Genomic DNA, 22,003 nt, shown 5'->3' on the forward strand with positions numbered 1-22,003 from the left:
AGTCTACAATCGTTCTATCACGTCACCGGAGCCGGGTTAAACACTGCCAGCTGGTTGTGCAGGCCCCACTGGTCCGAGAAGGTTTTCTTGCGGCCGCTGGCGACGTCGAGGATAAAGTGGAACAGCTTCCAGCCCACGTCCTCAATGCTCTCTTCCCCGGTCGCGATCGTCCCGGCGTTGATATCCATCAGATCGTACCAGCGGTTAGCCAGCTCGGTACGGGTCGCCATCTTGATAACCGGCACCGCCACCAGGCCGTACGGCGTACCGCGCCCGGTGGTGAACACCTGAACGGTGATCCCGGAGGCTACCTGCTGAGTACCACAGACAAAGTCGCTGGCAGGGGTAGCCGCGTAGATCAGGCCGCGCTTGGTTGGGCGCTGGCCCGGGGAGAGCACTTCCACAATGGCACTCTGACCAGACTTGGCAATCGAGCCAAGCGCTTTTTCAACCACGTTGGCGAGGCCGCCTTTTTTGTTGCCCGGAGAGGGGTTGGCGCTGCGGTCGGTTTTGCCCATGTCGAGATAGTTATCGTACCAGGCCATCTCTTCCAGCAGGCGCTTGCCCACCTCTTCATTGATGGCGCGCGGGGTGAGCAGATGGATAGCATCGCGCACCTCGGTGACTTCCGAGAACATCACCGTCGCACCGCAGCGGACCAGCAGGTCAGAGGCGTAGCCCACCGCCGGGTTCGCCGTCACGCCAGAGAAGGCGTCGCTGCCGCCGCACTGCATGCCCACCACCAGCTCCGAAGCCGGGCAGGTTTCGCGCTGGCGAGCATTCAGCTTGATCAGGTGGCGCTCGGCAACCTGAAGAATATCGTCCACCATCGAGCGGAAGCCGACGTGCTGCTCATCCTGCAAACGAACGATGCTGGCGCTGTCGACGGGGATGGCCTGCACATCTTCCGTTCCCTGCAGCAGGCGCTCCGGCTGGAGCTTCTCACAGCCCAGGCCAACCACCATCACTTCGCCACCAAAGTTTGGGTTCAGGGCGATGTTATGGATAGTGCGAATAGGCACCACAGCCGCCGGGGCGTTGATCGCCACGCCGCAGCCGTAGAGATGATTGAGGCCAACCACGCCGTCCACGTTGGGGTATTTCGGCAGCAGGTCGCGCTCAATAATTTTGACCACGTAGTCCACCACGCCCGCGACGCAGTGCACGCTGGTGGTGATCCCGAGCAGGTTTTTGGTACCGACGCTGCCGTCGGCGTTGCGGTAGCCTTCGAAGGTATATCCTTCAAGGGCGGGCAGCGGCGCTGGCACCTTGGTTGCCAGAGGCAGGGTATTCAGCGGCGGCGCTGTAGGTAGCTCCACGGTGGATTCGTCGATCCAGCTGCCTCGGGCAATATCGCGCACCGCATAGCCGATCACCTCCCCGTAGCGGACGATGTTACCGTGCGCGGGAATATCCACCAGCGCGACTTTATGTCCCTGCGGGATATGCTCAATCAGTTCAAGCCCATCCGGGAAACGGGTCCCGGCTCTTAAGCCATTGTCATTGACAATAATCGCCACGTTATCGGTCTCATGAACCTTAATATAAAACGCCGTCGGTGATTCTTGTCTAATTTCGATGTCGGCCATTGTCCACTATTCTCCGCCAGGTATGGGATAACAAAAACGGGAAAATGAGTATCGTGTTTCTTGTTATCTGAAATAAACAACATTGCTATGGAATAAATAGTGTCAGGAGTTCCCGATTAAGAATGTGATCCAGATCACTCATTATTGCTGTAGCAGGCCTGGCGGCAGGGCTAATGCCTAAATCTGTGGATCAGCGCCCAGACAGTTGTGCATATGCTCAATATATTCGCCAAAATTTACGTGTTAATTGAGCATGGATACAATGCGAGATAGTTGGGGCCTGATTATACTGATTCACGCTTTCATTGCATCTGGTTAGTTAACTGATATTGCCTGCTATCGATAAATAATCAGGAAAATACACCTCATAAAAATATAAAAATAGAGTACCGTACCGAGGATAAATAAATGATATTGGATACTGCCGTTGAGTCAAAAAAGGGTATGCCCACCCGCTATTTAATCTTGCTCATTATCTTTATCGTTACGGCGATTAACTATGCGGACCGCGCGACCCTCTCTATCGCCGGGACCGAAGTTGCCAAAGAGCTGCAGCTCAGCGCCGTCTCCATGGGCTACATCTTCTCCGCTTTCGGCTGGGCCTACCTGCTGATGCAGATCCCCGGCGGCTGGCTGCTGGACCGCTACGGTTCGAAGAAAGTGTACACCTACAGCCTCTTTTTCTGGTCGCTGTTCACCTTCCTGCAAGGGTTTGTTGATGTCTTCCCGCTGGCCTGGGCTGGCGTGTCGATGTTCATCATGCGCTTTATGCTGGGTTTCTCTGAAGCTCCCTCATTCCCGGCGAATGCCCGCATCGTTGCCGCGTGGTTCCCGACCAAAGAGCGCGGTACGGCGTCGGCTATTTTCAACTCTGCCCAGTACTTCTCCCTGGCACTCTTCTCCCCGCTGCTGGGCTGGCTGACCTTCGCCTGGGGCTGGGAGCATGTGTTTACGGTGATGGGCGTGATTGGCTTTGTGCTGACCGGCATGTGGGTGAAGTTTATCCATAACCCGACCGACCACCCGAACATGTCCGCCAACGAGCTGGAGTACATCACCAAGGGCGGTGCAGTGGTCGATATGGACCATAAAAAGCCGGGGGCGGCTGTTGCGGGTCCTAAAATGCACTACATCAAGCAATTATTGACCAACCGCATGATGCTGGGTGTGTTCTTCGGCCAGTATTTTATCAATACCATCACCTGGTTCTTCCTCACCTGGTTCCCTATCTACCTGGTGCAGGAGAAAGGGATGTCGATTCTTAAAGTGGGTCTGGTGGCATCCATTCCGGCGCTGTGCGGCTTTGCTGGCGGCGTGCTGGGCGGGGTCTTCTCGGATCACCTGATCAAACGTGGCGCAACCATCACCCTGGCGCGTAAGCTGCCTATCGTCCTGGGCATGCTGCTCGCGTCGAGCATCATTCTGTGTAACTACACCGATAACACCACCCTGGTCGTCACGCTGATGGCGCTGGCGTTCTTTGGCAAAGGGTTTGGTGCCCTCGGCTGGCCGGTGATCTCCGATACCGCGCCAAAAGAGATTGTTGGACTGTGCGGCGGGGTATTTAACGTGTTTGGCAACGTGGCCTCCATTGTCACCCCGCTGGTAATTGGTTACCTGGTCAGCGAGCTGCACTCCTTTAACGCTGCTCTGGTGTTCGTCGGCTGTTCAGCCCTGATGGCGATGTTCTGCTACCTGTTCGTGGTGGGCGACATCAAGCGTATGGAACTGCGGAATTAAGCAACGGTTACTTCAAGGTATAGATGATGACTAACGATATCTTCCCAAACAAATTCAAGGCTGCGCTGGCAGCGCATCAGATTCAGATTGGCTGCTGGTCCGCGCTGGCAAGCCCAATCAGCACCGAGGTGCTGGGCCTGGCGGGCTTTGACTGGCTGGTACTCGACGGCGAACATGCGCCGAACGATGTCACCACCTTTATCCCGCAGCTGATGGCCCTCAAGGGCAGCAGCAGCGCGCCGGTGGTTCGCGCCCCGGCTAACGATCCGATTGCCATTAAGCGCCTGCTCGATATCGGCTTCTACAACTTCCTGATCCCGTTTGTCGAGAGTGAAGAGGAAGCCGTGCTGGCGGTGGCCTCTACCCGCTACCCGCCGGAAGGCATTCGCGGCGTATCGGTCTCCCATCGCGCCAACATGTTTGGCACCGTGCCGGACTACTTCGGCCAGGCGAATAAGAACATCACCATTCTGGTACAGATTGAGAGCCAGCAGGGTGTAGATAACGTTGATGCCATCGCCGCTACCGACGGCGTGGATGGGATCTTCGTTGGCCCAAGCGACCTGGCCGCCGCGCTGGGTCACTTAGGCAACGCATCACATCCGGAAGTCCAGCGCTGCATTCAGCACATCTTTGCCCGTGCGAAAGCACACGGTAAGCCGAGCGGCATCCTCGCGCCAGTAGAGGCGGATGCGCGCCGTTACCTGGAGTGGGGCGCAACCTTCGTCGCCGTAGGCAGTGACCTGGGCGTATTCCGCGCCGGAACCCAGCGTTTAGCTGATTCATTTAAGAAATAACCACCACCGAACTGAAGAGAGAGACGCAATATGACACTGAAAGTTGGTTTTATTGGCCTGGGCATCATGGGTAAACCAATGAGTAAAAACCTCATTAAAGCCGGTTACTCGCTGGTGGTTTCTGACCGTAATCCTGAGGCTATTGCTGAAGTGATTGCCGCCGGTGCAGAAACTGCTTCCACGGCAAAAGAGATTGCCGAGCAGTGTGATGTGATCATCACCATGCTGCCGAACTCCCCGCACGTAAAAGAGGTGGCGCTGGGCGAAGGCGGCATTATCGAAGGGGCGAAAGCGGGAACCGTGCTGATCGACATGAGCTCTATCGCACCGCTGGCCAGCCGTGAAATCAGCGACGCGCTGAAGGCGAAAGGCGTACAGATGCTCGATGCGCCAGTTAGCGGCGGCGAACCAAAAGCGATCGACGGCACGCTCTCCGTGATGGTGGGCGGCGACAAGGCGCTATTCGATAAATACTACGACCTGCTGAAAGCGATGGCGGGCTCGGTGGTGCATACCGGCGACATCGGCGCAGGCAACGTCACCAAGCTGGCAAACCAGGTGATCGTGGCGCTGAACATTGCCGCCATGTCTGAGGCCCTGAGTCTGGCAACCAAGGCTGGCGTAAACCCGGATCTGGTATTCCAGGCTATCCGTGGCGGCCTGGCCGGCAGCACCGTGCTGGAGGCGAAAGCGCCAATGGTGCTGGATCGTAACTTCAAGCCGGGCTTCCGTATCGATCTGCACATCAAGGATCTGGCTAACGCGCTGGATACCTCTCACGGCGTAGGCGCACAGCTACCGCTGACCGCGGCGGTGATGGAGATGATGCAGGCGCTGCGCGCTGACGGTCACGGCAACGACGACCATAGCGCCCTTGCGTGCTACTACGAAAAACTGGCGAAAGTAGAGATCTCTCGCTAACAAAAAACGGGCGCGGAGACGCGCCCGGCATCTATGCCGCGTGCAGTAACAGGCTACTGATATGAAAATCGTGATCGCCCCAGACTCTTACAAGGAAAGCCTGTCTGCTACCGAGGTAGCTCAGGCGATAGAAAAAGGATTTCGGGAAATTTTTCCGGATGCACACTACGTCTCCGTTCCGGTCGCTGACGGTGGCGAAGGCACGGTTGAGGCGATGATCGCCGCTACCCAAGGCGCGGAGCATACGGCGTCGGTGACCGGCCCGCTGGGCGAGCGCGTAGACGCCCGCTGGGGCATGTCCGGCGACGGTAACACCGCGTTTATCGAGATGGCCGCCGCGAGCGGGCTGGCTCTCGTTCCCCCTGAATTACGTAACCCGTTGATTACTACCTCGCGCGGCACCGGGGAGCTGATCCTGTGCGCGCTGGAGCACGGCGCGCGCAATATCATTATTGGTATTGGCGGCAGCGCCACCAACGACGGCGGCGCAGGCATGGTCCAGGCGCTGGGCGCGAAGCTGTGCGATGCCAACGGCACCGAGATTGGCCACGGCGGAGGCAGCTTGATGAGCCTCAACACCATCGATATTAGCGGGCTGGATCCGCGTCTGGCCTCATGCACTATCCGCGTCGCCTGCGATGTTACCAATCCCCTGACGGGTGAGCAGGGCGCATCACGTATCTTTGGCCCACAGAAAGGGGCTACCGACGCGCAGATCGTTGAGCTGGATAACAACCTCAGCCACTATGCCGACGTGATTAAAAAATCCCTGCACGTAGATGTTAACGCGGTGCCGGGTGCGGGCGCGGCGGGCGGTATGGGCGCGGCGCTGATGGCTTTCCTTGGCGCGGAGCTCCGCAGCGGCATTGAGATCGTTACCCAGGCGCTGAACCTGGAAGAGCATATTCACGACTGTACGCTGGTGGTCACCGGCGAGGGGCGAATCGACAGCCAGAGTATTCACGGCAAAGTGCCCGTGGGCGTGGCGAAGGTTGCCAGGAAATACCATAAGCCGGTGATTGGCATTGCGGGCAGCTTGACCCACGACGTGGGCGTTGTTCATCAGTACGGCATCGATGCGGTGTTTAGCGTGCTGACCAGCATCGGCACGCTGGAAGAGGCCTTCCGTGGCGCATTCGACAATATCTACCGCGCTTCACGCAACATTGCCGCCACCCTGCGGGTCGGGATGTTGACGGAGGGGTGACAGCGGAGCCTAAACCCTCTATACTTCGCGCCGAAGCTGACCAGACAGTCGCCGCTTCGTCGTCGTCCTCCTTCGGGGGAGACGGGCGGAGGGGAGGAAAGTCCGGGCTCCATAGGGCAAGGTGCCAGGTAACGCCTGGGGGGTGTCACAGCCCACGACCAGTGCAACAGAGAGCAAACCGCCGATGGCCCACGCAAGTGGGATCAGGTAAGGGTGAAAGGGTGCGGTAAGAGCGCACCGCGCGGCTGGTAACAGTCCGTGGCACGGTAAACTCCACCCGGAGCAAGGCCAAATAGGGGTTCATAAGGTACGGCCCGTACTGAACCCGGGTAGGCTGCTTGAGCCAGTGAGCGATTGCTGGCCTAGATGAATGACTGTCCACGACAGAACCCGGCTTATCGGTCAGTTTCACTCTTTACACAGAACCCCGCCTCGGCGGGGTTTTTTGTTTTTAACGTCACGACAAATTAGGATCAATCATACAGCCAGCGGCCCGCTTTCGCTGACTCAATCAGCATCTGAAGCGTGAGCGGTTTAGGTTGCACCTCTGGGATCTGTTGGGACGCCGTACGAAGAAAGTTAGGCAGAATCCCTTTTTCATAAGGCCAGTATGAGAGGAAATGAAAGCGGCTACTATCAACGTTGAAGCGCTGAAAATAGTCTTTCATAATCTCATCTCCTGTTTCACGTGCCCAAGGGTATTTGCCCGTAGAGAGGCTTGTCTCAAGCGTTAGCACAGGCTTGGTTTTGGCAAACAGTGGCTTGTTGTTATAGGTCGTTTCATACCACTCAGTAACCGCGTTTTCGATATCATTTACCATATTATCCCGCCTTTTCATCTGCCCGACGGCCGCCTGTGCAGGCCTACGGTCGGGCATGTTCTGTAGGCCGAGCAAGCGCAGCGCCGCCCGGCATTCTATGGACAAATAATCCTGCGTGATCCCTTTCACACATACACTCGCGTTAGAATATTTTTATTAATTTAGATGCAAACGCAACGGGTGTTTCTCAAATTATCCCATTCAAATTAAGTAATAGCCAAGTTTTTCTCCCACTTCCTGATTACGATTAATTTATACCAATAGCCGTGATATTAGCGGCGTCGATAATAAAATCTGTCCTTACACTAATAAGCGAGAGCGTTATGATTACTAATAATAGTGATGTGATGCAAGGCACATCATCAGCAGCCCAAAAAGCGGGCATGACGGAGCAGGCGTGGCGCGAGGCCATTAAATTCGACGGCACCGACACGGGCTGGGTTATTATGAGCATCGGGATGGCCATCGGTGCGGGCATTGTTTTTCTACCGGTACAGGTGGGATTAATGGGGCTGTGGGTGTTTCTGCTCTCCTCTATTATTGGCTACCCGGCAATGTATCTCTTTCAACGACTGTTTATTAACACGCTGGCGGAGTCGCCGGAGTGCAAAGATTATCCCAGCGTCATTAGCGGTTATTTAGGTAAAAATTGGGGCGTCCTGTTAGGTGCGCTCTACTTTATCATGCTGGTGATCTGGATGTTCGTTTACTCCACCGCCATCACCAACGACAGCGCCTCCTACCTCCATACCTTTGGTGTCACCCAAGGGCTGCTCTCAGATAACCCCTTCTATGGCCTGGTGCTGATCTGCATCCTGGTTGCCATCTCCTCACGTGGTGAGAAGCTGCTGTTTAAGGTATCGAGCCTGATGGTCTTGACCAAACTGCTGGTGGTCGCAGCGCTAGGGCTGAGTATGGTGGGACTATGGCACCTTTACAATGCCGGGACGCTACCGCCCGCGGGCCTGCTGGTAAAGAACGCTATCATTACGCTGCCTTTTACCCTGACTTCGATTCTGTTTATTCAGACCCTCAGCCCGATGGTTATCTCCTACCGTGCTAAAGAGAAATCCGTTGAGGTTGCTCGCTATAAGGCACTACGGGCAATGAATATTGCCTTTGCCATTCTGTTTATCACCGTCTTTTTCTACGCCGTTTCATTCACCCTGGCAATGGGCCACGATGAAGCGGTAAAAGCCTACCAGCAAAATATCTCTGCGTTGGCGATTGCTGCACAGTTTATTAGCGGTGATGGCGAAGGCTGGGTAAAAGTGGTCAGCGTGATCTTAAATATCTTTGCCGTGATGACTGCCTTCTTTGGCGTCTATCTCGGATTCCGTGAGGCGACCCACGGCATCGTCATGAATCTGCTGCGGCGTAAATTCCCGACCCGGCAGTTTGATGAGCGATATGTCCAGGGCGGGATCATGATCTTTGCCATTCTGCTGGCCTGGAGCGCCATTGTCCTTAATGCGCCAGTGCTGAGCTTCACCTCAATCTGTAGCCCCATCTTCGGCCTGATCGGCTGTTTAATTCCCGCCTGGCTGGTCTATAAGGTGCCAGCTCTGCACAAGTACAAAGGCCTGTCGCTGAAGATCATTATTATCACCGGTCTGCTGCTCTGTATTTCACCGCTGTTGGCCTTCGCCTGATGCAATTAAATTAATAAAATAGATGGACGTTATTATGTCAGATGCAAAATGTAACCCGATTTGGGATCGGTTTATTGAGATTGTACAGCAGGAGGTTAAGCCCGCGCTGGGCTGTACCGAACCAGTCGCGCTAGCGTTGGCCAGCGCCACCGCCGCCGCGCAGCTCTCCGGCGAGATCTTGCGCGTGGTGTGTTATGTTTCGCCTAACCTGCTGAAAAACGGTATGGGTGTCACCGTGCCGGGAACGGGCATGGTGGGGCTGCCGATTGCCGCTGCCCTCGGCGCGCTCGGAGGCGATGCCGCCGCCGGGTTGGAGGTACTCAAAGCCGCATCGCCAGAGGCAATAGCGAATGCCAAAACGATGCTTGCCGAAGGGCGGGTATGCGTCAGGCTACAGGAGCCGTGCAATGATATCCTCTATGCTCGTGCCTGCGTCTATACGGCGAATAGCAACGCCAGCGTGACGATCGAAGGCGATCATACCCGTGTTGTAAGGATCGAAAAGCAGGGCGAGACGGTTTTCCAACGCTGCGATCAGGAGGGGGAGCGTGACGAGGATCCGCTGGTGGCGCTGTCACAGACAACGCTGCGCAACATCTTGGCCTTCATTGAGCAAACCCCGTTTGAGCGGATCCGCTTTATCCTTGAGGCGGCCCGCCTAAACGATGCGCTCTCCCGGGAAGGTTTGGCCCGGGAGTGGGGATTGCACATCGGTACCACGCTACAAAAACAGACCGATCGCGGCCTGCTGGCAAAGGATCTCTCTTCGGCGATTGTGATCCGCACCAGCGCCGCCTCAGACGCACGAATGGGCGGTGCGTCCCTGCCAGCAATGAGCAACTCAGGCTCCGGCAACCAGGGGATCGCTGCCACGCTGCCGGTTGTGGTCGTGGCTGAGTCTTTAGGTGAGGGCGAAGAGCGGCTGGCCCGTGCGCTGATGCTTTCCCATCTTAGCGCGATCTATATCCATCACCAGCTGCCGCGTCTCTCCGCGCTATGCGCCGCGACGACGGCAGCCATGGGGGCGGCAGCAGGAATGGCGTGGTTGCTGGACGGACGCTATGACACCCTTGCACGGGCTATCAGCAGTATGATCGGCGACGTCAGCGGTATGATTTGCGATGGCGCATCCAACAGCTGCGCGATGAAAGTGTCGACCAGCGTCTCGTCAGCATGGAAAGCCGTGCTGATGGCGTTGGACGAGACCGCCGTGACCGGCAATGAGGGGATTGTGGCGCACGATGTTGAGCAGTCGATCGCTAACCTCTGCGCCCTGGCCTGCCATGCTATGCAGGCCACCGACCGGCAGATCATCGACATTATGGCGCATAAGGTCTGAAACCGTAGGCCGGGTCAGGCGAAGCCGCCACCCGGCGATTCATTGTTAAACAGGCAGGTCAACCAGCAGGGCCCGCAGCGGCGTATCCGCTACCAGCGTGATATTGGCCTCGTCGCGAATAAACGCCCCGTCGCCGCAGGTAAGCGCCTTCTGCTCCTCCTGGGGCGTCAGAGCATGGAACCTGCCGTGAATGGATTGCAGGTAGGCTCGCGGGCCATGGAGCTGAAAGCTGAGCTGCTCGCCCTCGTCCAGTTCAATATGGTGCAGCCAGACCTGCTGGCGGAGCTGCATACTCTCATCCTCCCCGTCGGGGGAAGCCAGCAGCTGCTGCTGGCCCGCAATGGCAATCTTTTGCACTGGCGCGTTCTCACGTTCAGGGCAGGCGTCCAGCCAGAGCTGCATCCGCGTCAGGGACTTATCTTTGCTCAGATTGTGTTCGCTGTAGCTGATCCCCGGCTGGGTGGCTATCAGCAGCGCTTCTCCCGCCTTCACCTGTACATGATGACCTTCACTGTCGCGGTACTCGGCCTCGCCCTCAAGGATCAGGTTGAGAATATCCACTTTAGGATAGGTACGCGGCTGGAACGATGCTCCGGGGGCCAGTACCTCCTGGTTCAGCACCCGCAGGGAGGCATAACCTAACAGCTTAGGATCAAAGTAGTGTCCAAAGGAGAAGGTGTAACGGGCCTGCAGCCATCCGAAATCGGCCTGTCCGCACTGTTTGGCTGTTCTGGTAGTTATCATAATTCTGACCTCTCTTTACACTAAATCAATGGTAAAGGTATGGACGCTGCATTGTTAGCCAGATATTCTGCCCGGTATGTTCAAATTTCCTGAATGAGAACGAGATGGCTAAAGATAGAGCGTTGACGCTCGAAGCATTGCGCGTCATGGACGCCATAGACAGACGCGGCAGCTTTGCCGCAGCGGCGGATGAGCTGGGCCGGGTACCTTCCGCCCTGAGCTATACCATGCAGAAGCTGGAGGAGGAGCTGGACGTAGTGCTCTTCGACCGCTCCGGGCACCGGACAAAATTTACCAACGTTGGGCGCATGCTGCTGGAGCGGGGACGCGTGCTGCTGGAGGCCGCCGACAAGCTGACTACCGATGCCGAGGCGCTGGCCCGTGGCTGGGAGACGCACCTGACGCTGGTGAGCGAAGCGCTGGTCCCCACCCCTGCGTTTTTCCCCCTGGTAGAGAGACTGGCGACGAAAGCCAATACTCAACTCTCCATCATTACCGAAGTGCTGGCAGGGGCGTGGGAGCGTCTGGAGCAGGGCCGGGCGGATATCGTTATCGCCCCGGATATGCACTTCCGCTCATCGTCAGAGATCAACTCGCGCAAGCTCTATACGCTTCTCAACGTTTACGTCGCCGCACCGGATCATCCGATCCACCAGGAGCCAGAGCCGCTCTCTGAGGTGACGCGAGTGAAATATCGCGGCGTTGCGGTGGCTGATACCGCCCGCGAGCGTCCGGTACTTACCGTACAGCTGCTGGACAAGCAGCCGCGCCTGACGGTAAGCAGCCTGGAGGATAAGCGCAACGCGCTGCTGGCCGGGCTAGGAGTAGCCACCATGCCTTATCCGCTGGTGGAACAGGATATTGCCGAAGGACGTCTGCGGGTGGTCAGCCCGGAATCCACCAGCGAGGTGGATATCATTATGGCCTGGCGGCGCGACAGCATGGGCGAGGCGAAGGCCTGGTGCCTGCGGGAGATCCCCAAGCTTTTTGCCGGGAAATAGGACATAAAAAGGGCACCCTGAAGGTGCCCTGATAGCTTAGCCGAAGCGAATATCGCGCCCGTGCGGCTCGTCCAGATCCTGCCATGGTCCGATGGAGATGATCCCCGTCGGGTTGATGGTCTTATGGCTGCGGTAGTAGTGGTTGCGAATGTGGGCGAAGTCGACGGTTTCGGCAATGCCCGGCAGCTGATAGATATCGCGCAGGAAACCGTGCAGGTTCAGATAGTCGCTGATCCGGTGCTTATCGCACTTGAAGTGCGTCACGTAGACCGGGTCAAAGCGCACCAGCGTCGTCCACAGGCGAATATCCGCCTCCGTGAGCTGATTCCCGGTGAGATAGCGGTGCTGGCCGAGGATCTGCTCCAGTCGTGCCAGAGAAGAGAAGACGTTCTCTACCGCTTCATCGTAGGCTTCCTGGCTGGTCGCGAATCCGGCTTTGTAGACGCCGTTATTCACGTTATCGTAGATCCAGCTATTCAGCTCATCAATCTGTCCCCGCAGCGCGGGCGGATAGTAGTCACCCGCTTTCGCGCCGTGCGCATCAAAAGCGGTATTGAACATGCGAATAATATCCGCAGATTCGTTGCTGACGATGGTGTGGTTTTTCTTATCCCACAGCACCGGCACGGTGACGCGCCCGGTGTAGTGCGGGTCGGCGTGAAGATAGAGCTGATAGAGGAAATCGTGCTGATAGAACTTGTCGCCGGTGGCGGCAGGGAAGCTATCATCAAAGGTCCAGCCGCTCTCCAGCATCAGCGGGTTAACTACCGACACGTCAATAAACGGCTCAAGGCCTTTCAGCGTGCGCAGGATCAGCGTGCGGTGCGCCCACGGACAGGCGAGGGAGACGTAGAGATGGTAGCGATCTTTCTCAGGTGCAAAACCACCTTCGCCCGTCGGGCCTGCTTCGCCGTCAGCGGTTAGCCAGTTACGGAACGCGGACTCCGAGCGTTTAAACCGTCCGCCTGTCGACTTCGTATCGTACCAGACGTCATGCCAGACGCCGTCAATAAGCTGTCCCATGGTGCTCTCCTTACTGCCGGAAAAAGGTTAAGCGGGAAGAGCTCGCTCTCCCCGCCTTGAATTGCTTTCAGTATAGAAGCCTTACCACTTTTTATTCAGAACGCGGTCGATGCTAAACGCGCCTGGACCGGTGATACCCAGCAGCAGGAAGCCGCCTGCGATGGTCAGGTTTTTCATGAACATGATGGAGTTCACGCCTTCAGCAAAGTTGCTGTGGAACAGGAATGCGGTGAGCAGCGTAAAGACGGCGGTAATCAGCGCGGTGGTGCGGGTCAGGAAACCAAGCAGGATCGCCAGACCGCCGCCGAACTCAAGCAGGATAACCAGCGGCAGCATGAAGCCCGGTACGCCCATCGCTTCCATATACTGCTGCGTGCCGGCATAACCGGTGATTTTGCCCCAGCCAGCGGTAATGAACAGAATTGGCATCAGAATACGCGCTACCAGAATACCAACATCTTCTAATTTTTTCATTTTACTCTCCAGAAAACCCTAAGGTTCAAAAATGTTATTTTTCCAGCGCTGGCGGGCACATGCGGCTCGTTCGCTGTCGATGGAGAGGATAATAAACGCGGCGGGGAGAGATTGTTAGCAAGGAAAACTGTCAATCTTTATCAAATAATATGATTGATAGCTTTGCGGTCACGCCGGGCGGCGCTACGCTTGCACCGGCCTACACGCTGCGTGGGCCGGTGCATGTTGGTAATTAACGCAGGCGCTGCTGCTTGAGCGTGGTCTGAACCAGACGCCAGGTGCTCCACGCGGCAAACCCGCGTTTCGCCCAACGCAGCATCATGTTGGGATGGCGAACGGTGCGCACCGCCAACAGGCTACTGCCCACCAGCAGCCACGACCGCAGGCTGAGGAAGGTATTCCAGCCACGATCGTAAGCACCCGTCGTCTCTAGCCAGTCGCGACGACTGGCGGTCAAATCGAGGCGCTGCTGCTGGATCTGGCTTAGCAGCATCGCTTTGCGCTTAAGACGCTCCGCTTTACTACTGCTCACTATTTATCCTCCTCCAGCAGAGAACGATCGTTAGCCAGCTCGCTACGCGTATGGCGCAGGAACGTTGATTGTCGAGCCTTGTGCATTGTCCAGAAACCGCCGATGATAGCGCCTACCAGCAGAACCACAGTGGTAGCGATCATCGCGTTAAGACGGTATTGAGGGTCGATAGCCCAGATGATGAGAACCATCAGGCTCATCAGGCCAAAGGCGGCCAGCAACATGGTAAGCCCCACCATCAGGAGCATCTGGATGACGTTAGCTTTCTCTTCTTCCAGTTCTACCACGACCAGTCGCAAACGCGTTTCGACCATCTCAACAAGGATGGTCATAATGCGTTGCCCAATACCCAGGACGCTTTTGCCTGGCCCGCTTGTGTGACGTAAGTCAGCCATAATCAGCGTCGCGTCAGAAGCACGCCCAGCACCACACCGGCTGCAGCGGCAATCCCTACACCAGTCCACGGGTTCTCGCGCACATATTCATCGGCGCGCGTGGCGGCTTCACGGGTTTGTTTAGCAATGACATCGCTGGTTTCACCCAGACGATAGCGGCTTTCGTGCAGAGCGCGCTCTGCTTTGGTACGCAGCTTACTCAACTCTTCTTTCGATTTGTCCCCGGAGTTACTTAATACCTCTTCCAGGGTATCCGTCAGGGATTTCAACTCAGCGCGCAGATGATCGGCAGTAGTATCTTTAGACTTAGACATAATTCTCTCCAGGTGAGCGAGTGGTAACTTCCTTTAATAATCACGGGCCTCAAGCGTACGCAGCTCTTCCTGCGCCTCTTTCAGCTTGTGTTCACGTTTGGTCACTTTATCCGCATCGCCTTTTTGCTGTGCTTCAGTCAGATCCTGCTGACGTTCAGCAACCTCTTCCTTCTGTTCAGCAATTTTTTTCTGGTGATCTGCGCGCAGCTTGCTGTCGGTGCAGTTGGCTTTTAACTCTTTAAGCGCGGTGTTCAGTCCGTCAACGCGGCTCTGATTGTTATGCTTCTCGGCGTAGCTGATCTCGCGCAGGATATCCTGTTCTTTCTCCTGGCAAAGCGATACGGCCTGCGAAGCGGCGCTCAAAGACAAAAGGCTTAACGCCAGTACGATGCGGTATCTCATTCTTATAACTTTCCCTTGTTTAAGCGGCATATCACCATGAAATGCCGATAATGTAGTCAGTAAAAGAGTGACACTGTTCCCGTCTACTCAAGCATAGTAAGTAAACGCGAAGATCACCAAAGTAAGTGAAAAGATTCGGATTAGTAGAAGGTTAACCCAGACGGTGAGGTGTATCGCGCAGGCGGGTAAGCCAGGCTGCCGTCTGGTCGTCGTCGTCCTGAAGGGCGATGATATAGCCCTGCGGCAGAGTGCGGTCTAAGACCACTTTTGCCGCCGCGCTTTGGGCGCTGGAGTCAAAGGTAATGACCAGGGTGTCATTTTTCGGCGTGATGCTTTTGAAGCGGATCCCGTTGGCATCGAGATGGTGCCAAACGGAGAAGCCGTCCGGCACGCTGACGCTCTGGTTACCCGGACGAATGGCCAGCGTCGACTCGCGCTGCTGGAGGGTAGCCCAGCCAGCAAAGAGCAGGGTAAAGAGCATAATGGCGGCCAGCGCAAAGGCGCACTGATGTATGAGTGCGCGCCGCGAACGTAGCTTACTGCCGATTTCCATATTTTTTCTTCCATAAAACGAACAGCGAGCCAACCAGCCCTATTACCAGCAGCACCACCGGCAGCAGCATCAGGCAGGACATTAACGCATCTTCATATTTGAGAAACACGGGCGTCTTGCCCAGCAGATAACCAAAGGTCGTAAGGATCACCACCCACAGCAGGCCGCTCATCCAGTTAAAGAACTGAAAGCGGGCGTTACTCAGGCCGGAAAGACCGGCGATGGTCGGCAGCAGCGTGCGTACAAAGGCGATAAAGCGGCCAATCAGCAGCGCGGAGAGCCCATGCTTATGGAACATATGATGTGCCCGCTGGTGATAATGTGCAGGCAGATGTGATAGCCAGTTCTGTACGATACGCGTATTACCGAGCCAGCGTCCCTGGATATAGCTTACCCAGCAGCCGAGGCTAGCGGCGGCGGTAAGCAGCAAAATCGTTTGCGGATATCCCATTGCCCCTTTGGCAATCAGGACGCCTACCAGCACCAGCAGGCTATCACCCGGTAAAAATGCCGCTGGCAGCAGGCCGTTTTCCAGAAACAAAATCATAAATAAAACAAAATAGAGCATGCCGATCATGGAAGGATTCGCCAGCGTTTCGAAATCCTGGTGCCATAAAGCGTTCAGTAACTGGGTAAGTAGTTCCATTCAGTGTTCCTGGTACATCGGTTAACGAATATCGGGGTTAACGTCGCTGGAAAGAAATTGCATCTAATTGTAACAAACGCCAGAGATCTGCGTCACTGAAAATACGTATTTTAGGAATTGATTTTGCTTGCCGGGGAGGGGAGTGACAAAGGTTTTTACAAAGGCTGACACTCTATACGGTTACTGACCGCGTTATGTTATTGATTGCAAAGCGCAGGCGCACCAGCGCCCGCGGCAAAAAGAGAAGGGTGTTATTTCACGGCAGTTGCGGCAGTATCGAGGTGAACCACCGGATTTTCAGCAAACAGATAGCGGTCAGCGTTGAACTCAAAGTCGTCGCTGGTTTCATTGAACAGCATCAGCTTGGTGTTCTCCAGGTGCTGCCACATCGCTACCTTCGCCGCATGCGGATCTTTACGAATCAGCGCCTTAAGGATCTGGTCATGATCGTCACACCAGTTGTCTACGGTGCGGGCATCAATGTGATCGTGCAGTTTTTTCCAGTACGGGTTGTGTATGCGCTGAGTCCACATTTTTTCTACGATTGCTGCCAGGGCGGTATTCTGCGTGGCCAGCGCCACCTGAACGTGGAACTGGAGATCCCACTCTGAGTCGCGGAAGCACTTCTCCTGCCGCGCCTTATCCTGGATCTCCATCAGCTTCATAATGTCCTGTTTGGTCACTTGGGTAGCGGCAAACTCGGCAATATTACTTTCAATAAGCTGGCGAGCCTGTAGCAGCTCAAACGGACCGTAGTTAGCAAACTCCATAGACTCGTCTGAGATCTGCTGATATTTCGCCTGGTTAGAGATGACATGGATACCCGAGCCTTTGCGCACTTCGACGTAGCCTTCAACTTCCAGCATGATGATCGCTTCGCGCACCACGGTGCGGCTCACGCTCTTCTCATCGGCAATAAAACGCTCGGCAGGCAGTTTGTCACCGACAAGATACACGCCGGCCTCAATGCGGCTCTTTAGCTCAGCGGCCAGCTGCTGATATAAACGGCGTGATTCGGTGATTTCCATATGCGCTCCAGGCGAGACAGGATAGATAGATTTGTTATACCACTTTTCCTAAATTCTCACCATATCAGTAATGAAAAAGCCGCCCGAATAGTGCGGGCGGCTGGGTGTTAAATGCGTTATTAAATTCTATTAGTGTTGGGCGGCAGGGCCACCGACGGCTCGCTTCTCTTCCTCAAGCTCGGCAGCGGACTTGCTCTTCAGCACGGTCCAGATAACGATAGCCCCCATCACGTCGAACACGGCCAGCACGGCGAACAGCGGGCTGAAGCCAATGGTATCTGCCAGCGCACCGACCACCAGAGCAAACATGGTGCTCGCCGTCCAGGCCGCCATACCGGTCAGACCGTTAGCAGTCGCCACTTCGTTACGACCAAACACGTCAGAGGAGAGGGTGATCAGCGCACCAGACAGAGACTGGTGAGCAAAGCCGCCGATACACAGCAGGCCAATCGCCACATACGGGCTGGTGAACAGGCCGATCATGCCAGGGCCAATCATCAGTACCGCACCCATGGTCACAACCATTTTACGGGAGACGATCAGGTTCACGCCAAACCAGCGCTGGAACAGCGGCGGCAGGTAACCCCCAACGATACAGCCGAGGTCTGCGAACAGCATAGGCATCCAGGCGAACATCGCGATCTCTTTCAGGTTAAAGCCGTAGACTTTAAACATGAACAGCGGGATCCAGGCGTTAAAGGTACCCCAGGCTGGCTCTGCCAGGAAACGCGGCAGGGCGATGCCCCAGAATTGACGGGTACCCAGAATCTGCCAGACGGTCATTTTTTTACCATTGTTGGTCTGGTGCTGTGCTTCCTGACCGCCAATGATGTAGCTACGCTCTTCTTCAGTTAATTTTTTCTGATCGCGCGGGTGTTTGTAGAAAATCAGCCAGGCCATTGCCCAGGCAAAGCTCAGCACGCCGGAGATAACGAACGCCAGCTGCCAGCTGTGCATGACGATTGCCCATACCACCAGCGGCGGTGCAATCATCGCTCCGATAGAGGAGCCGACGTTGAAGTAGCCTACGGCAATAGAACGCTCTTTCGCCGGGAACCACTCGGAGGCGGCTTTCAGGCCTGCCGGGATCATCGCAGCTTCAGCGGCACCGACTGCACCACGTGCCAGCGCTAAACCACCCCAGCTGCCTGCCAGCGCCGTCGCACCGCAGAAGATTGCCCAGGTCACAGCAAAGACGGCATAACCTACTTTGGTACCCAGAATGTCCAGCACGTAGCCCGCAACCGGCTGCATGATGGTGTAGGCGGCGGAATAAGCCGCGATGATGTACGAGTACTGCTGCGTGGAGATGTGCAGCTCTTCCATTAGCGTTGGCGCAGCCGCTGCAATGGTGTTACGGGTCAGGTAGCCAAGCACGGTGCCCAGCGTCACCAGCGCTATCATGTACCAACGTAACCCTTTAATTTTACGCATGTAAAACCTCATCGTTATGTTATTTCCGCCTTAGGCGGCCCTTCTCCGGATCGAGCCGGGGGAGGTGTAACGGGGGGCGTAGCCGGGAGTAACTCCCGAAACGGCCCGGACCTTGCCATCAGTGTGCGTGCACAAGTCGGTATCCGTACCGGTAAACTCAGTGATAAATCACCTGTAATGCATTCCGTCGGTATATGTTTCGCGACGGCAGAAAGATAACTTGTCATACAACTTTAAAAGGTGAGTGACATCACAAAAGTGCTTTTCTCTGTGTGGGCTTTATTCCGCGCCAGCAAAGCCAGAGCTGGCGCGGGTTAGCGGCAAATTTACTCCCTTAAGGGTAAATTTTTTGTCAGCGTTTATTGATCTAACTCACGAAAATATCTTCGGTCTATAGAAATTGGTGTGATAACTTTGTCAGCATTGAACGTACGCATCTAACGCTCTCGTTTAGAGGAAGACGATAATGACCGCTTTTATGACCGAAGATTTCCTGCTGGATACTGAATTTGCTCGCCGTCTGTACCATGATTACGCGAAAGATCAGCCGATTTTCGACTATCATTGCCACCTGCCGCCGCAGCAGATTGCGGACAACTACCGTTTTAAAAACCTGTATGACATCTGGTTGAAAGGCGATCACTATAAGTGGCGTGCGATGCGCACCAACGGCGTGCCTGAGCGCCTGTGTACCGGCGATGCCTCTGACCGCGAGAAGTTTGACGCGTGGGCAGCTACCGTACCGCACACCATTGGCAACCCGTTATACCACTGGACGCACCTCGAACTGCGCCGCCCGTTTGGTATTACAGGTAAGCTGCTCTCTCCGGCAACTGCCGATGAGATCTGGGAGCAGGGCAATGCGCTGCTGGCGCAGGATAAATTCTCCGCGCGTGGCATCATGCAGCAGATGAACGTGAAGATGGTCGGCACCACCGACGATCCGATTGACTCTCTGGAGCATCACGCCAGCGTGGCCAAAGACACCGACTTCAGCATCAAAGTGCTGCCGAGCTGGCGTCCGGATAAGGCGTTCAACATTGAACTGGCGACCTTTAACGACTACATGGCGAAGCTGGGTGAAGTCTCTGATACCGACATCCGCCGCTTTAGCGATCTGCAATCCGCGCTGACCAAGCGTCTGGATCACTTTGCCGCCCACGGCTGTAAAGTCTCTGACCATGCGCTGGACGTGGTGCTGTTTGCCGAAGCGAGCGAGGCCGAGCTGGACAGCATTCTTGCCCGTCGTCTGTCAGGCGAAACACTGAGCGAACATGAAGTGGCGCAGTTTAAAACTGCCGTGCTGGTCTTCCTCGGCGCAGAGTATGCTCGTCGCGAATGGGTACAGCAGTACCACATCGGCGCGCTGCGTAATAACAACCTGCGCCAGTTCAAACTGCTGGGGCCAGACGTCGGCTTCGACTCCATCAACGACCGTCCGATGGCGGAAGAGCTCTCTAAGCTGCTGAGCAAGCAGAACGAAGAGAACCTGCTGCCGAAAACCATTCTTTACTGCCTGAACCCGCGCGATAACGAAGTGCTGGGGACCATGATCGGCAACTTCCAGGGTGAAGGTATGCCGGGCAAAATGCAGTTCGGCTCCGGCTGGTGGTTTAACGATCAGAAAGATGGCATGGAGCGTCAGATGACCCAGCTGGCACAGCTTGGCCTGTTAAGCCGCTTCGTGGGTATGCTGACTGATAGCCGCAGCTTCCTCTCCTATACCCGTCACGAGTACTTCCGTCGCATCCTGTGCCAGATGATTGGCCGCTGGGTCGCCGCCGGGGAAGCTCCGGCAGATATCCAGCTGCTGGGCGAGATGGTGAGAAATATCTGCTTTAACAATGCGCGTGATTACTTTGCGATTGAACTGAACTAAGGCCGTTTGAGGTTGATATGCAATACATCAAGATCCATTCGCTAGATAACGTCGCAGTCGCCCTGGCTGACCTGGCGGAAGGCGCGGAAATTTCTGTCGATAACCACACCGTGCAGCTGCGCCAGCCGGTGGGACGCGGGCATAAGTTTGCCCTGCAGCCCATCCCGCAGGGGCAGAACGTGGTGAAATACGGTCTTCCGATTGGCCACGCCACGGCAGATATCGCAGCGGGTGAATACATTCACTCTCACAATGCGCGCACCAATCTGAGCGATCTGGACGAGTATAGCTATCAACCCGATCTTCAGGCTGTGCAGGCGCAGGCGGCAGATCGTGACGTTGAGATCTACCGCCGGGCCAACGGCGAGGTGGGGATCCGCAATGAACTGTGGATCCTGCCGACCGTGGGCTGCGTTAACGGCATCGCTCGTCAGATCCAGACCCGTTTTTTAAAAGAGACGCAGAATGCTGAAGGCACCGACGGCGTCTTCCTGTTCAGCCACACCTACGGCTGCTCCCAGCTTGGGGACGATCACGTCAACACCCGCACCATGCTGCAAAACATGGTGCGCCACCCTAACGCGGGTGCGGTGCTGGTGATTGGTCTTGGCTGTGAGAACAACCAGGTTGATGTGTTCCGCGAAACGCTGGGCGATTTCGACCCGGACCGCGTCCACTTTATGGTCTGCCAACACCAGGAAGACGAAGTGGAAGCGGGCCTTAAGCATATGCATCAGCTCTATAACGCGATGCGTAACGACAAACGTGAACCGGGCAAGCTGAGCGAGCTGAAATTTGGTCTTGAGTGCGGCGGTTCCGATGGCCTCTCTGGCATCACCGCCAACCCGATGCTGGGCCGCTTCTCCGACTACGTGATCGGTAACGGCGGTACGACCGTGCTGACCGAGGTGCCGGAGATGTTTGGTGCCGAGCAGATCCTGATGAGCCACTGCCGCGATGAGTCCACGTTTGAAAAAACCGTCACCATGGTGAACGACTTCAAACAGTACTTTATCGCCCACAACCAGCCTATCTATGAGAACCCATCGCCGGGTAACAAAGCGGGCGGCATTACCACTCTGGAAGAGAAGTCGCTGGGCTGCACCCAGAAAGCGGGGGCCAGCCAGGTGGTTGACGTGCTGCGCTACGGCGAGCGTCTGAAAACCCACGGTCTGAACCTGCTGAGCGCGCCGGGTAACGACGCCGTTGCTACCAGCGCTCTGGCTGGCGCGGGCTGCCATATGGTGCTCTTCTCGACCGGACGCGGTACGCCTTACGGCGGTTTTGTACCGACGGTGAAAATTGCCACCAACAGCGAGCTGGCGGCGAAGAAAAAACACTGGATCGACTTCGATGCTGGTCAGCTGATCCACGGCAAACTGATGCCGCAGGTGCTGACCGAGTTTGTGGATACCATCGTTGAGATCGCTAACGGCAAACAGACCTGCAACGAACGCAACGAGTTCCGCGAGCTGGCGATTTTTAAGAGTGGTGTGACGCTGTAAGCGTTTT

General features: G+C 56.0%; 22 protein-coding genes and 1 other RNA gene. 10 read left to right on the forward strand and 13 right to left on the reverse strand.

Translation table 11 applies throughout. From position 1 onward, the window contains the following. Nucleotides 1–17: 17 nt before the first annotated feature. Nucleotides 18–1,589 (reverse strand): galactarate dehydratase, encoded by a 1,572-nt coding sequence (gene garD / locus FN633_RS11770; RefSeq protein ID WP_042390197.1) that lies wholly within the window; start codon nt 1,587–1,589, stop codon nt 18–20. 408 nt (nt 1,590–1,997) lie between these two features. Between garD and FN633_RS11775 the strand changes: the two genes are divergently transcribed. From FN633_RS11775 to rnpB, 5 genes are all read left to right on the forward strand, one after another. Further along, the gene (locus FN633_RS11775) at nt 1,998–3,329 is read left to right on the forward strand and encodes an MFS transporter (protein WP_042390199.1); all 1,332 of its coding nucleotides are present in this window, start codon (nt 1,998–2,000) and stop codon (nt 3,327–3,329) included. 26 nt (nt 3,330–3,355) lie between these two features. After that, nucleotides 3,356–4,126 carry a 2-dehydro-3-deoxyglucarate aldolase gene (gene garL, locus FN633_RS11780; protein ID WP_042390201.1) on the forward strand — a complete coding sequence of 257 codons (771 nt, stop codon included), beginning with the start codon at nt 3,356–3,358 and terminating at the stop codon, nt 4,124–4,126. A gap of 30 nt (nt 4,127–4,156) precedes the next feature. Then, nucleotides 4,157–5,047, forward strand: a complete 891-nt coding sequence (gene garR / locus FN633_RS11785; protein WP_154057826.1) for a 2-hydroxy-3-oxopropionate reductase — start codon at nt 4,157–4,159, stop codon at nt 5,045–5,047. Nucleotides 5,048–5,108: 61 nt separating this feature from the next. Further along, complete coding sequence (garK, locus tag FN633_RS11790) at nt 5,109–6,254, forward strand: glycerate 2-kinase (RefSeq protein ID WP_154057827.1); 1,146 nt, start codon at nt 5,109–5,111, stop codon at nt 6,252–6,254. A 32-nt stretch (nt 6,255–6,286) separates the two neighbouring features. After that, an RNA gene (gene rnpB, locus FN633_RS11795) (RNase P RNA component class A) lies at nt 6,287–6,668 on the forward strand. 59 nt (nt 6,669–6,727) lie between these two features. Here rnpB and FN633_RS11800 read toward each other — a convergent pair. Beyond that, nucleotides 6,728–7,204: a DUF1493 family protein gene (locus FN633_RS11800; protein WP_341805685.1), complete on the reverse strand. Its 477-nt coding sequence runs from the start codon at nt 7,202–7,204 to the stop codon at nt 6,728–6,730. 194 nt (nt 7,205–7,398) lie between these two features. Between FN633_RS11800 and FN633_RS11805 the strand changes: the two genes are divergently transcribed. Together FN633_RS11805 and FN633_RS11810 are read left to right on the forward strand one after the other, a co-directional pair. Next, the gene (locus tag FN633_RS11805) at nt 7,399–8,727 is read left to right on the forward strand and encodes an SLC5/6 family protein (protein WP_154057828.1); all 1,329 of its coding nucleotides are present in this window, start codon (nt 7,399–7,401) and stop codon (nt 8,725–8,727) included. Between the two features lie 34 nt (nt 8,728–8,761). Continuing rightward, nucleotides 8,762–10,066 carry an L-cysteine desulfidase family protein gene (locus FN633_RS11810; RefSeq protein ID WP_154057829.1) on the forward strand — a complete coding sequence of 435 codons (1,305 nt, stop codon included), beginning with the start codon at nt 8,762–8,764 and terminating at the stop codon, nt 10,064–10,066. Between the two features lie 45 nt (nt 10,067–10,111). Here the strand turns inward: FN633_RS11810 and FN633_RS11815 are convergent, their stop codons facing one another. Continuing rightward, complete coding sequence (locus tag FN633_RS11815) at nt 10,112–10,810, reverse strand: pirin family protein (protein WP_154057830.1); 699 nt, start codon at nt 10,808–10,810, stop codon at nt 10,112–10,114. Between the two features lie 104 nt (nt 10,811–10,914). On the opposite strand from FN633_RS11815, the gene FN633_RS11820 reads away from it, so the two are divergent. Continuing rightward, nucleotides 10,915–11,811, forward strand: a complete 897-nt coding sequence (locus FN633_RS11820; protein ID WP_154057831.1) for a LysR family transcriptional regulator — start codon at nt 10,915–10,917, stop codon at nt 11,809–11,811. Between the two features lie 36 nt (nt 11,812–11,847). Here FN633_RS11820 and FN633_RS11825 read toward each other — a convergent pair whose 3' ends face one another. From FN633_RS11825 to FN633_RS11870, 10 genes are all read right to left on the reverse strand, one after another. Further along, on the reverse strand, nt 11,848–12,834 hold the full coding sequence (locus FN633_RS11825) for a glutathione S-transferase family protein (RefSeq protein ID WP_154057832.1): 987 nt from the start codon (nt 12,832–12,834) through the stop codon (nt 11,848–11,850). 81 nt (nt 12,835–12,915) lie between these two features. Beyond that, nucleotides 12,916–13,308 (reverse strand): DoxX family protein, encoded by a 393-nt coding sequence (locus FN633_RS11830; protein WP_042390217.1) that lies wholly within the window; start codon nt 13,306–13,308, stop codon nt 12,916–12,918. A gap of 232 nt (nt 13,309–13,540) precedes the next feature. After that, nucleotides 13,541–13,801 carry a YqjK-like family protein gene (locus FN633_RS11835; RefSeq protein WP_042390679.1) on the reverse strand — a complete coding sequence of 87 codons (261 nt, stop codon included), beginning with the start codon at nt 13,799–13,801 and terminating at the stop codon, nt 13,541–13,543. A 38-nt stretch (nt 13,802–13,839) separates the two neighbouring features. Next, the gene (locus FN633_RS11840; protein WP_154057833.1) at nt 13,840–14,235 is read right to left on the reverse strand and encodes a phage holin family protein; all 396 of its coding nucleotides are present in this window, start codon (nt 14,233–14,235) and stop codon (nt 13,840–13,842) included. Nucleotides 14,236–14,237: 2 nt separating this feature from the next. Then, complete coding sequence (locus FN633_RS11845) at nt 14,238–14,549, reverse strand: ElaB/YgaM/YqjD family protein (RefSeq protein WP_042390221.1); 312 nt, start codon at nt 14,547–14,549, stop codon at nt 14,238–14,240. Between the two features lie 33 nt (nt 14,550–14,582). After that, entirely contained in the window at nt 14,583–14,951 is a 369-nt protein-coding gene (locus tag FN633_RS11850; protein ID WP_154057834.1) for a DUF1090 domain-containing protein, read from the reverse strand. Between the two features lie 151 nt (nt 14,952–15,102). Beyond that, nucleotides 15,103–15,504 carry an EnvZ/OmpR regulon moderator MzrA gene (gene mzrA / locus FN633_RS11855; RefSeq protein ID WP_154057835.1) on the reverse strand — a complete coding sequence of 134 codons (402 nt, stop codon included), beginning with the start codon at nt 15,502–15,504 and terminating at the stop codon, nt 15,103–15,105. Beyond that, nucleotides 15,488–16,150: a DedA family general envelope maintenance protein YqjA gene (yqjA, locus tag FN633_RS11860; RefSeq protein ID WP_042390225.1), complete on the reverse strand. Its 663-nt coding sequence runs from the start codon at nt 16,148–16,150 to the stop codon at nt 15,488–15,490. The genes mzrA and yqjA overlap by 17 nt, the downstream gene beginning before the upstream one ends. Before the next feature lie 251 nt (nt 16,151–16,401). After that, nucleotides 16,402–17,178, reverse strand: a complete 777-nt coding sequence (gene exuR / locus FN633_RS11865) for a transcriptional regulator ExuR (protein ID WP_154057836.1) — start codon at nt 17,176–17,178, stop codon at nt 16,402–16,404. Nucleotides 17,179–17,307: 129 nt separating this feature from the next. Beyond that, nucleotides 17,308–18,612: an MFS transporter gene (locus tag FN633_RS11870; RefSeq protein ID WP_154057837.1), complete on the reverse strand. Its 1,305-nt coding sequence runs from the start codon at nt 18,610–18,612 to the stop codon at nt 17,308–17,310. 466 nt (nt 18,613–19,078) lie between these two features. Between FN633_RS11870 and uxaC the strand changes: the two genes are divergently transcribed. Beyond that, entirely contained in the window at nt 19,079–20,491 is a 1,413-nt protein-coding gene (gene uxaC / locus FN633_RS11875) for a glucuronate isomerase (protein WP_042390229.1), read from the forward strand. A 17-nt stretch (nt 20,492–20,508) separates the two neighbouring features. Then, nucleotides 20,509–21,996 carry a UxaA family hydrolase gene (locus FN633_RS11880; RefSeq protein ID WP_154057838.1) on the forward strand — a complete coding sequence of 496 codons (1,488 nt, stop codon included), beginning with the start codon at nt 20,509–20,511 and terminating at the stop codon, nt 21,994–21,996. The last annotated feature ends 7 nt before the right edge of the window (nt 21,997–22,003 follow it).

It is taken from the genome of Pseudescherichia vulneris, from assembly GCF_902164725.1.
GTDB lineage: Bacteria > Pseudomonadota > Gammaproteobacteria > Enterobacterales > Enterobacteriaceae > Pseudescherichia > Pseudescherichia vulneris.